5 protein-coding genes are annotated in these 12,029 nt (G+C 50.5%); 2 read left to right on the top strand and 3 right to left on the bottom strand.

The features are described 5' to 3' along the window. A partial coding sequence (locus DXZ20_RS28360; protein WP_163703641.1) for a putative 2-aminoethylphosphonate ABC transporter permease subunit occupies positions 1–1,452 on the top strand: 1,452 nt, incomplete at its 5' end. A 55-nt stretch (positions 1,453–1,507) separates the two neighbouring features. On the opposite strand, the gene DXZ20_RS28355 is transcribed toward DXZ20_RS28360, so the two are convergent. From DXZ20_RS28355 to DXZ20_RS28345, 3 genes are all read right to left on the bottom strand, one after another. After that, positions 1,508–7,291 (bottom strand): alpha-2-macroglobulin family protein, encoded by a 5,784-nt coding sequence (locus DXZ20_RS28355; protein WP_163702480.1) that lies wholly within the window; start codon positions 7,289–7,291, stop codon positions 1,508–1,510. Between the two features lie 105 nt (positions 7,292–7,396). Then, positions 7,397–9,805, bottom strand: a complete 2,409-nt coding sequence (gene pbpC / locus DXZ20_RS28350) for a penicillin-binding protein 1C (RefSeq protein ID WP_163702478.1) — start codon at positions 9,803–9,805, stop codon at positions 7,397–7,399. Between the two features lie 145 nt (positions 9,806–9,950). Next, entirely contained in the window at positions 9,951–10,205 is a 255-nt protein-coding gene (locus tag DXZ20_RS28345; protein WP_163664899.1) for a hypothetical protein, read from the bottom strand. Positions 10,206–10,784: 579 nt separating this feature from the next. Here DXZ20_RS28345 and DXZ20_RS28340 point away from each other — a divergent pair. Next, positions 10,785–11,393: a class I SAM-dependent methyltransferase gene (locus DXZ20_RS28340; RefSeq protein WP_163702476.1), complete on the top strand. Its 609-nt coding sequence runs from the start codon at positions 10,785–10,787 to the stop codon at positions 11,391–11,393. Positions 11,394–12,029 lie beyond the last annotated feature (636 nt).

Genomic DNA, 12,029 nt, shown 5'->3' with positions numbered 1-12,029 from the left:
TTTGTATATGCCTATGCCCTGACCCGTACCGCCATGCCTGGTAAAGGTGTCTTTCGACTATTGAGTCTGTTACCCCTTTACATTCCCCCTCTAGCCCATGCGATTGGCCTGATTTACCTATTTGGAAATCAGGGATTAGTCACTCAAGTAGGTTGGGACATTAATTTGTATGGCCCCACAGGTATTGTGATGGGGGAATTTTTCTACTGTTTTCCTCAGGCAGTGGTGATCTTGACCACGGCTCTCAGTCTGACAGATGCTCGTCTGTATGAAGCAGCTCAAGCTCTGCGCACATCTCCTATTCGTACCTTTTTTACGGTTACCTTGCCAGGGGTTAAATTTGGCTTAATTAGCTCCATTTTTGTCTGTTTTATTCTTGCCTTTACGGATTTCGGAGTGCCTAAGGTTGTTGGTGGGGATTTTAATGTTCTGGCCACCGATATTTATAAGCAGGTGATTGGCCAACAAAACTTCTCCATGGGTGCCACCATCAGTGTGTTCCTGCTGGTGCCTGCCGTGCTGGCCTTTGTGCTTGACCGCATGATTCAGCGTCGGCAAACAGCGTTAGTTAGCGCTAAAGCCGTTCCATTACAGCCCAAACCACAGCCAGTTTTGGACTGGATGATGTTTGCCTGCTGTACCCTGATTGCCTCAGCGGCCATCATTGTGTTTGGCACCATTATCTTTGCTTCCCTGGTTAAAGTATGGCCCTATGACTTTAGTCTAAGTTTGCGAAACTATGACTTTAGTCGTGTCGGTGGCGGTGGCTATAGAGCTTATTGGAACAGTATTCGGATGTCGTTTTACACAGCAGTCTTGGGAACTGCTTTGGTGTTTACCATTGCCTACTTAGTTGAAAAAGGTAGGGGCATGAAATGGCTACGGAATGTAACTTACTTTCTCTCGACAATACCCTTAGCATTACCAGGACTCGTTTTGGGTCTGGCCTATGTGTTCTTCTTTAACCAGCGCACCATCAGTATTCCCTTTACTGGCTATGCCCTGCTAAATCCACTCAATGGACTATACAGCACCATGGGAATTTTAGTCCTGTGTACGATTATCCACTTTTCGACAGTTTGTTTCTTGACTGCCAGCACAGCTCTAAAACAACTTGATCCAGAATTTGAGGCAGTATCGGCCTCTCTGTCAGTCCCGTTTTATAAAACCTTCTGGCGGGTAACGGTCCCCATGTGTTTACCGGCGATTCTGGAAATTGGGATCTATTATTTCATCAATGCCATGGTGACGGTATCGGCGGTGATCTTTCTCTATCCACCCAAACTACCATTAGCATCTGTGGCCATTGTCAATATGGATGATGCGGGAGATGTGTCTGCGGCGGCAGCGATGTCAGTGTTAATTGTGTTGACAAGCTTAGGGGTTAAGGGAATTTATTGGTTGCTAACGAGAGGGTTACAACAACGAACCCAGGCATGGCTTAAGAAATAAGCCTATAAACCTTGTTCATAGGAGAAAACTTTAGTTTTCAACATTCCAGGATCATCTATTCTCTTGCTGACTGTAGCTCTAAGGTGGTGGTGGCAGCCCGACCAAATTCTTCGGGGGCATATTCCAGCTGTACCTCTGAGCCAGGCCAGAGGAAAGTGCCGGGTGTGACTGAACGGACAAGATAATGCAGGGTGTAGACACCTGTGTCGAGGTAGTCAGCGTAGGCAAGGATGCGATCGCGACCCAACTGTTGATAGCCAATGGCCCAACTATCCTGCTGCGGCTGGAAGTAAGCTGTACTTGTCTGGAATGACGTGTCAATGGGCTCTAGACCTGCGGGCAGCGGATCGGTAATCACCACATGGTTTACAGGATGGTCACTGATAATTTCCAGGCCAACATCAAATACCTGACCCACATCCAGCGAAAGGTTCTTTTTCACCGGACTCAGGCCCATTTGATAAAGCACATCGGACTCGTTTGCTGGACGCACTGTGCGGGTGACTCGCAAGCCTTGCAAACGCCCCGGAGCATTACCTTTTAGCCGATAGCGATAGGCAGTGAGATAGTGCAGTTCTCCGTCGCCAGCTTTGTTAAGGACTAAATCTGACTTACCCTCAGGCAGTTCTGCCATGGGAATAGAGATGTCTAAACTCGGCTGCTGGTAGCCTTGGAACTGTTGTTGAGCCAATTGCTTACTGGCCAACTGGATCGTTGCCTCAAAATTAGGCGGCTCAGGCAAGCGTCGAGCATAGGTCACTAGCGCACCGAGGGCTTGAGCATTGTTGTAAGGGAATCCCCAGCTGCCTTCCCGCCGCAGGGCTAGTAGGCCTTCTACCAGTCGTCCCAACAGTTCAGGACTGCCCTCTCTTGCTACAAACAGATTCAAGATTTCAGCCTGGGCCCTCACAGGGGAGTGGCACCAACCCCACCCATCGGGCAGGTTCACCGTAGCACTGCGGGCTGTTTCGTAAACCGATTCCTGAACCTGATTGGCCAGGGTATCAGCTTCCGTTTGCCAATTGTCCAACTGAGACAGATAACGCGCTAGCTTAATTTGGCCAACCCAGTCAAACTCGTCGCGATTGTCGTATAGGTATGACAAAAAATCTTGTCGCACATCGCCTAGATCCGACAATGCTAACAGCACTTCTAAACGCACCTGGCTCTTGCATGGGGGCGATGAACACCAGTCCACCTGCCCTGGATTTTTTAGCAGCTCGGATAGATACTTCTGGAGCTGGCTCATCAAGGCTCCATCCACCGAGAATCCAGCGGCTTTGGCCTGGGCCAAGGATCTAGCGGCATAGGGTGTGACAAAGGGATCAGACTGTTCACCGCCTGGCCAGCTGGAAAAGCCACCGTCGGGACGCTGTAATATCTTTATGCGCTGCAGTGCCTGATTGGCTTTTGCTTGTGGATCAAATCCATCCAGCACCTGACCATATTGCTGGCTGAGAATTTGTAAATTAGCCGCAATACTCAGCTGACTGGCTGCCGTGGAAAGATTCGGTAACGACTCTACCCACTCCATTTGTTGCACCGGTGCTTTGATATCCGTTAGCAGGGTGCTAGAGAGAGAGACATCTAAGCCACCCACATCCGACACCACATCTTTGTCCACATTCACGGGAATGGTGACCGGGTCCGTAGTCGATCCTGCATCTACCACCTGTTCATTAATCGTCAACGGCTTGACAGTTAACGGCAGTTGGAAGCCGTCGGCCTCATCGCCTAGCTGGGTCTGAAATTGTATCTGCGCTTCTCCCGCTGTGGTTACTTCTATAGGGAAGCGATAGGCCTGGGTGCCTTTTTTACCACGTTCTTCAAGGCTTGTCGTTGACTCTTCATCAGCAAAGCTCAGGCCGTCAGCCGCATCTCCCTGGATTTTTAACCGACCCCGCTGGTCTGTGGTATTAGTCACCGACAAGCCAGCCATTATGCGATCGCCAGGCCGAGCAAATTGGGGCAAAATCGGTGCAGTAATTAAGGGCTGAGTGGCCACAAAGGTGGCATCGCCATTGCCAAAGTGCAGGTTACCATCGGTGGCCACCACCATTACCCGCCAGGTGGTGAGATTGTCGGGTAGGGTAAAGCTAACCTCCGCCTGGCCCTGGTCATCTGTGAGCACCGAGCCGTTATAGTAGGCCAGCGCCTGAAAGTCTTTGCGAATGCGGGTACTCTCACCGCCTGCCGAGAATCCGCCGCCATAGCCCCAGCCTTTTTCTAGGGGAGAACTCAGCGGTCGTAACACCACATCCGAACGGTTATCCGCAAAGCGGGTGGAAATGGACTGTTCGGCATACACCGTCTCCACTAAATCCGGTGGACGATGGCCACTAAGCTGGAGGACGGCTTCATCTACTACCATCACTGTAAACTGACCTGACACAGGCTGCTCTTGATCATCCTTAAGGGTGAGATTGAGTGTTTGCTCGGCAGCCGGACGAATCTCGGATTCAGTGGGTGTCACTTCTGGCTTTAGATAACGAGACGCCAGATCTACTTGAAATGGGGCAAAGCCAATGCTGGTTAGATTCTCCAGATTATTAACTTCGACAGTTTCCAACCGCTCTCCCTGGCGAACAAGAACGACTTCCACGGCTGCATTAGGCAACATGTCTGGGGTAACGGTGAATTGCACCTGGGGTGCGCCACCGCTAACGGAAACCACTTCTTCATAGAGGGTGTTTTGGCGGACTACGGCAAAATACAGTTCGCCTGCGTCATAGGGCGATTGGATCATCGCCGTGGCTGTTTCTCCAGGGACGTAGCTGTCTTTGTCCAGCTGCACCTCTAGCCGATTATTGTTATAGCGGCTGCCCCAGTAAACAGGGTTAGCACCAGACACCCAAATCCGGGTATCCGTAGCAGAGCGCTCATCACCCAACGTGGCCTGAATGCGGTAAGGTCCTGCTTCTTGGGCTGTCAGCTGCACTGTTTTAGTCGTATTACCAGAACGAACCGTTACCTCATCTACTAGCTCATATTCCACCTGATAGTTGGGGTTAACACTGCCCTCAATCACCTCAGTGACGCTGCTATAATTCATCCGCTCTAGCGCCAACTGTACCGACTGACCAGACTGAGCTTGCCCCGCAGCATCGGTAACAATCACCTCCACATCGAAGGGCTCTCCAGCATCGGCTACAAAATCACTCTGCAAACCGATCAACCGTTCCTCTGGCAGCACCGTCACCTCTTTTGTATCAGCAACTGAAAGATTGGAAACATCCACCACCTCGGCATCTAAGCGATAGGTCATGGGGTAGGGCAAATCGTCAGTAATCTCTACGGAAAGCTGACTTTGCCCCTGGTCATCCAGGGTTTTGCTAGTCTCTAATACATCGCTGGAAACAATGGGGCGTTCCTCTGGCCAGTACCACCGACGACCAAAGGAGAAGTCGTCCCAACCCTCTGGAATAAACGTCGTTGGCTGACGAGTGACATAGTAATTGATCTCACGTCCCTGTACCGGTGCTCCAAATAGATAGCTGCTTTCTACACTGGTTGAAAGACTATCGCCTGCCGCTGCTGTTGCTTGATCAAGGCCCATGGCAACCTTAAAGTTAGGCGGCTTAAACTCGGCTACTCGTAAATTTCCCAGCAGTTCTACACCATTGTCAGCAGCGGCCAAAACGGAGTAGTAGCCCAAAGGCTGATCGGCACTGATATCCCATTTCACAGAAAAGGTGCCAAAGTCATTGGTTGTTTGGGTACCCAGGTCAATTCTCTCACCCTCAGGCCCTTGTAGGGTGATGGTATAAGGTCTGTTTTTGTCTTGACGCAGGCTGCCCTTCTGTAGATAGTAGGCATTGCCAGTCAGCCAAGCGATTTCTCCGGGCTGATAAAGAAAACGGTCAGAAAAGACGTTTCCACGGGAAATGGGCTGACTCCCTTCCCAACCTGCATAAATACCGTAGCGAGAACTGCCGGTATAGGGTGTGGTGCGGGCAAATGCCCAGTCATTATTTTCACGGGCAATCACGAGGAGTTCTGGCGGGTCATCAAACGTCTCAGCTCCATTCATACAGGATTTGAGAGCTTGGGCATTTAATTTCAGGGTGCCGGTGTTGTCAGTGTTACCTGTGGCACAGGGCTGGGGGGTACCAGCTGGAGGATTGCCTTCGTAGGTGTAGGCGCGATAGATCGAGATGGGGACCTGCTGGACGACTGAGCCATCTGCTAAATGGTGTACCCGCACCTGGCCTGAGTCTGGGAACCACTGGGCAAAGACACCCAGGTTGGTGAGCTGTACCAGTCCGTAATAGTTGGGTTCATGCCAGCGTTGAGTGCCGTTGCGATTATAGGTGCTGGCGCGGGCCGTAACGCCATAGGCCAACATGCCGGTGTTGCCCCCCAGCTGTTCTCGTAGGGGCACGGGAATATCAGCAAAGGTATTCTTCTCAGCGGCGACAGAAAATGAGGACCAGGTGCTGCGGTCTGGCAACAGACTCGTGTTGTTACCCCGGGGATAGGCCGTGTCAGTTTTGACTAAATCCGTTGGTTGAACAATCTTATAGGTAGCTTTATAGGCGTTGTCTGGCAGATTCACTGCCGATATGTTGAGCTGCAAATCTTGGTTGGCTGGGAAAATGTTGAGCCCAGTGGGAGCCCAGATGTCACCGGTTAAATCACTGGGGGTATAGTCCACCGTCACCGGACTACCCAGGCTTTGGCCAAAGCGGTCTTTTAAATCAGCTCCAAGGGTAATGGTGTAGGTGGTTTGAGGCTCCAACGACCAGGGATTGAGGCTGACATACGTGTCATTATCGTAGGCTCGGAGTAGGCGAGTGCCTGCTTGAATGGGAGGATCGATGGTGATTTGTTCAGCAGCGCTTTCAGCCACTAGTCCATTATTAAATACAAGCTGGGCCAGGCCATTGGTAAATCGACCAGTAGCTCCACCGGGTTGTCCTACGCCTACCATCTCTAACTTCTCGAAGGCTAGGGGGCTGTAGGTGGTAATCAGACTATCAATACTATTTTCAGTGGGGAGATTTCCACCTGCAGGCTGCAGTCCAGGTGAAATGCTGAGAAAGTATTGAGTGGCTTTTTTGAGGGGACGATTGGGGGTGACATGGTATTGCCAGGGACGTGTCGAGGTACCAAACTTTTCCCGAGCAGACAGGTACTCATCCTCGTATTCGGCCTCAACTACACGTACTGGAATTGAACTGGCTTGGCCTTCAGTCTCTTGATCTTCAGTCGAGAGTTGTAGGTGTTGTTTTAGGGAAGCTAGATCAAGCTGGACGCTAGAGTTGAACTCTAGGACAGGTTCTATATCAATGGGGTCCTCGGCTGATCCTCGCCTGCTATCAATACCAGGCAGGTTAGTGATTTTAATGGGCTCTGTGGTGAAGGTCCAGGCAAGGTCCTGGTCTAGCTCATGGTCGGAGAGATCTTTTAGACCGGCTTTCAGGGTGACGCGCACTCGGGTGGCCTTGGGAATGGCGCGATCGGCCTGGAAACCAACCATACGCGGGGTGAGAAAGCGAAATTCACCAGGGATAGGAGGGAAGACTTCAAATTTTTCTAGGGTAGCGTTACGCCCTTGACTTTCCAAACTCTCCACTGCCACCAACGGCTCAGCAAACCGAATCCTTATCTGGGCTAGTGTTTCAGCTTCTCCAGTAGGGCTAATCTGTTCAATCCAATCGGGCAGGTCTGGGTCGGTGAGTGCGGCCACTGCTGGCAATGGTTCGGGCGGTGGAATGGGAACACTCTGATCTTGCGTATGCAAAGCATTGGGACGATTACAGGTGGCCAACAGTAATGTCAGAACAAAACCGATCAGCCCGTAGATCAACAGCTTTCGTAGCTTTTTCCTTTCTGACATTGACTCCACCACTGGCCACACTTCTTTGTCATATCCAATGGGACCTGACAGATTACGGAAATACCTACAATTCTTAATTCTGGATAGAATCTGTGTTAGAAAACGTTATTGACTTTTCCGAAGAGAAAATCCAGATCTTACAGGTTGTTCATCAGCTAAAAGTACATCAAACTGCACCTGGGCTCGCCGGCTGCCGCTACGGACATCTAAATGCCACTGCCCTGGCTGCATCGACCAAAACAAAGAGGGTTTGCCAGAAGACTCTAACGTTTGACCATTGAGCTGCCACTCGATAGTTGAAGACTCCTGAGACGTGTTATCAACCACCTTAAATTCCAGACGTTGGTCTTGGGCATTTGGATATAGCAAAAACTGACTGCCTGTTTTAGGCGAAACAATTATTAACTCTGCACTGTTTTCAGCCACATTGGTTTGGTTTGATTCTGTTGTGTTCTGTTCATAATCTGCCAAATCCTCCAGGGCAAAATACTCCTGGACGATGGCTTCACAGTCGGATGTGGGTTTTTGGCCAGTCAGTGTACAGATAGGTCGTTTTACCATGCCATCAGGTGAAGGGAATCGTTCAGGTTCATGGGTCTCATGGAGATGCACCATAATTCGATGCCACAGGGGAGCAGCCCCCATCACACCAGAAACATCCTGCATGGGGGTGCCATCAAAGTTGCCGACCCAGGTGGCAACGGTGTAGTCAGAAGTAAAACCTACTGTCCAGGTGTCGCGAAAGTCTGAGGATGTGCCGGTTTTCACAGCCGATGGGAAGGGCAAGTTGAGGACAGAATCGACACCAAAGGCTGTTGCACGTGCGTGAGGGTCAGAAAGAATATCAGTGATAAGAGACCATGTGGGAGAAGACGTTAGGAGGTCTTCCTCCCCTTTAGAAGGGAAGGTGCCGTAGGCGGCGGAGTCTCGATCGATGGCGCTGGATATCACCCCCCTGTCGGTCCTCCTTCGTAAGGGGGACACATTCGATCGGCTGTGACTCATAGGTGAAGGCTGATTATGAGTTGCCCTTCGCATTGGAGAGAGAGTAATACTGGGATCACCCTGATGAGCCAGGGTTAAATAGGCCTGTGCCAGCTCCCACAACGACACTTCTCCACTGCCAAGGGCCAGGCCTAAACCATAGTGATCAGGAGACTGATTCAGATGAGTAAAACCCAGCTGGTGCAACCGCTCCAGAAACTTATCAACACCGACCTTCTCCAGAATACGCACAGCTGGGATATTCAGAGAATTACCCAGGGCAGCTCGCACCCGCACCGGACCTTGAAACGTTTCACTAAAGTCGGTGGGGCTATAGAGCTGAGCCCCAGGAATCGCATAGTGTGTGGGCACATCCGCCAAGATGGTGTTGGGCTGAATGATATCTTGTTCTAACGCCAGCTGATAGAGGAAGGGTTTAAGGGTGGACCCTGGCTGACGCAGAGCCTGAACACCGTCGTTTTGACCGGTCTGTTGACTAGAAAAGTAGTTTGGGGAACCCACATAGGCTAGAACGTCACCTGTGGCATTTTCGATCACGAGGGCGGCGGCGTGGCGTACATTTTTTAGAGCTAGCCCTTGAACAGCCTGTTGCACCTGGGCGGTGACAAAACGCTGAAGGGACAGATCGAGACTGGTATGGACTTGGGCAGGGTGATCCGTAGGGAGCTGTGCGGCCAGCCAGAAGAGAAAGTGTGGTGCAACTAAAAGCCCCTGATCAATCGATTGGACAGTAACGGGTTGGACATAAATGCGCTTGACTTGAGCCTGAGTTAGTGTGCCATCGGCCACCATTTGATTGAGAACATACTGCTGTCGCTGTTTGAGATTATCCCAATTAGTGTAGGGGTTAAGGGCTGTCGGAGCATTGGGTAAAGCGGCCAGCAAACTTGCCTGGGCAACTGTTAGATCGGCGGCAGGCAGCCCAAAGTAGACACGGGCAGCGGCTTCAACGCCGTAGATGTTGCCCCCCATGGGGAGTCGGTTAACGTAGGCGGCAAGAATTTCATCCTTAGTCATGCCTGCGGCCAAGCGCCAAGCGTACCAAATTTGTTGGGCTTTTCCGAGAAATGTGCGCGGGACAGGGTTTACCATGCGAGCCAGTTGCATGGTCACAGTGGATGCGCCACTGACAATGCGGCGGGTACGAATGGCCTGTAAACTAGCGCGGGCTAAGGCCTGTAGATCGACAGGGCCATGGTGATAAAAGCGTCGGTCTTCAGCGGCGAGAATAGCGTGCTGAAAATGGGGGGAGACTTGGGATAGGGGAACAACAGCGGTGTGCTCTTGGTCGCGGGAAAGGACGGTGCCAAGGGGGAGAGAGTTGCGATCGCGAAACTCCACTGCCTGATCCACCTGGGCTAAATCCGTCGCATGAATAGGCATCAAGTAGGGGACACCCCGCACAACCAGCCCCATCAGCAACAGCACCACACTGATTTTCACCCGTAAATTTCGTCGCCATATCCAACGACAACCCGTTCTGAATAATTGCTGAAGAGGTTGGGGCATAAGCTTTTACCCCGATACTGCTGTAAAGCCCTGCTCATCCGCAGCGGTAATCCACAACTCTTAATAAATTAGGACAGGCCAGTACCCGATGGCAGACATTCAGTACCTTAATCACGACCATAGGTTCAAATCTGGCAGAGCCATCTTACTCACTGGAAGCGGTGTCTGGCATCTTAGGTTGAGGATCGGTATTGTGCCAGTTAACTTCTAGCCGATAGCGATTTTTTTCAGTTTCATAGTCTTTAGACCAGCAGCGTTCTAATAGTTGAGACCTGTAGGATATGGTGAACTTACGAGGATTCCACACGAATTGGACATCGCGCTCAAACAGGGGCTGATTAAGGTAGTCCCAGAGTGCAAATAGGAGAGAAAATTTGGGGGATGGCTTTGGGTTAGTCATAGTTTAAATACTTCCCAAGAGTTGGCATAACTATCCAACGCTGGTGGGGGAGATGCGAGGGTAGAAAAAAAGCTGTTACTGATTTAGAGGATGAATCGAATCGCAAAACTGGCTAACAGCCTAAATGTGACAGATAAACTCCATACTGAGGATCAGCAGCAAAAAATAAAAATAGAACAGCGTTAGCTGCTATTCCCCTATATCTACTCAATGGGCCAATGGCCTCAGGCCTTTTCTAAAAAAGAAGTCATCGTTTCTCCTTAAAACAGCTTAGATGTGGAGATTTCCTAATTTCACGTTAATCCTAAAGCAAGAATGTGAGCTTCTTATGAAGCATGGGTTTACTATCCGGAATCGTTGGAAAAGCATTATTCTGTTAGCCGTGCGATCGCAAAAAATAGACGCCAAATAAGGCACTTCGTTGGCAAGCTACTGAAGGCTTTGGCTGCAATCACAGCAAGTCTCATGGTGCGGGTTGCTCAGCGCTCAACTCTAAATATGTGAAACCAGGATGTGAACTCGTATTTCTAGGGGAATTCGCTAGAATCTCTGATAATTGATCTAGGACCTGGTCAACTGATGACTTTACCGAACAAAAGGCAACTCTTCGATCGCTGGGCACCCCTGTATGACCTGTTATTTCCGTCAGTATTTTATCAAGCCACCCATCAGCGGCTGCTAGATTATGTTGACCTCCCGCAGCATTCCCATGTGCTTGACCTTGGCTGTGGGACCGGGCGTTTGTTGGATCGCTTAGCAGCTAAGTATCCTGACCTCCAGGGCACGGGTCTAGATTTTGCGCCTGAGATGCTACGTCAGGCACGTCGCACGAACCGCCATCGCCCTCGCTTAATTTTTGTGCAGGGTAATGCTAACCCACTGCGTTTTGCTGACAAACAATTTGATGCGGTTTTTAACACGTTAAGTTTTCTGCATTATGCTGCGCCAGACCAGGTGTTTGCTGAAATTTATCGGGTATTACGTCCGGGGGGCAGGTTTTATTTGGTTGATCCAGCTGCACGGGTATCAATGGAAACGTTGAAGATTCCAGTTTCTCCAGGGGGGATTAAGTTCTATGGTTCGAAGGTGCGAGAACACATGGGTGCTCGGGTGGGGTTTCGATGTGTGCAACATCAATATCTGCTGGGGCCTAATTTGATGACTATGTTTGTTAAGGAACCCTCTTAACGCCATAAGCTTAGTTTTTAATCCCCCCTGATACAGCTACGGTGTACACACATCTCGAAAGGGAGTTCACAATCCTGCATTCCCCCCCTTAATCCCCCCTTGGTAAGGCAGGGTTGTTTCGTGTTCACCAGAGAAAATCTGTAAGGCTTATTACTTCGTTCATACTGAATCGAGAGATGATCGGAGGGAGCCAAAACCGGTTGCTTGGGGTCCCTCCGAGTTCCCCAAACCCCCATGGTTAGGGCCGGGAGGCCGCCCTAAGACCCAGCCTACTAGGTTGTCCTCAATGGCATTAACTTAAGGGTTACGGCGGGGTCGATTAATCAGGTTATCGCATTGTTGTTTGGCCCACCTTCATGTAGAGCATGCCTTTCCTCAAATAAGCTTTCAATGCCTCCAGATTTTCTGTCCAGACAATGAAACAGCCCTGCCTTGGTAAGGGGGGAAGCTCCGGTTCTCCCCCTTGGTAAGGGGGAGTTAGAGGGGGTTAGACAACCGTAAACGCTAATTTCCAATACTTGTGTGTACACGGCAGCCCCTGATGCAGAGCAAGCTATTTTAATACTCTGTGGGAATGGCACCATAGCCGCCGCCGCCGGGGGTTTCGATGATGAAGGTATCGTCTGCTTGCATTTG

Source organism: Adonisia turfae CCMR0081 (genome assembly GCF_011009555.1).
GTDB classification, from domain to species: Bacteria; Cyanobacteriota; Cyanobacteriia; order Phormidesmidales; family Phormidesmidaceae; genus Leptothoe; species Leptothoe turfae.
This window is presented reverse-complemented; position numbering and strand designations above follow the sequence as displayed.

Coding starts and splice junctions, on each gene's coding strand:
- DXZ20_RS28355 (WP_163702480.1), bottom strand. CDS start 7,291: ATGTCAGAAAGGAAAAAGCTACGAAAGCTGTTGATCTACGGGCTGATC.
- pbpC (WP_163702478.1), bottom strand. CDS start 9,805: ATGCCCCAACCTCTTCAGCAATTATTCAGAACGGGTTGTCGTTGGATA.
- DXZ20_RS28345 (WP_163664899.1), bottom strand. CDS start 10,205: ATGACTAACCCAAAGCCATCCCCCAAATTTTCTCTCCTATTTGCACTC.
- DXZ20_RS28340 (WP_163702476.1), top strand. CDS start 10,785: ATGACTTTACCGAACAAAAGGCAACTCTTCGATCGCTGGGCACCCCTG.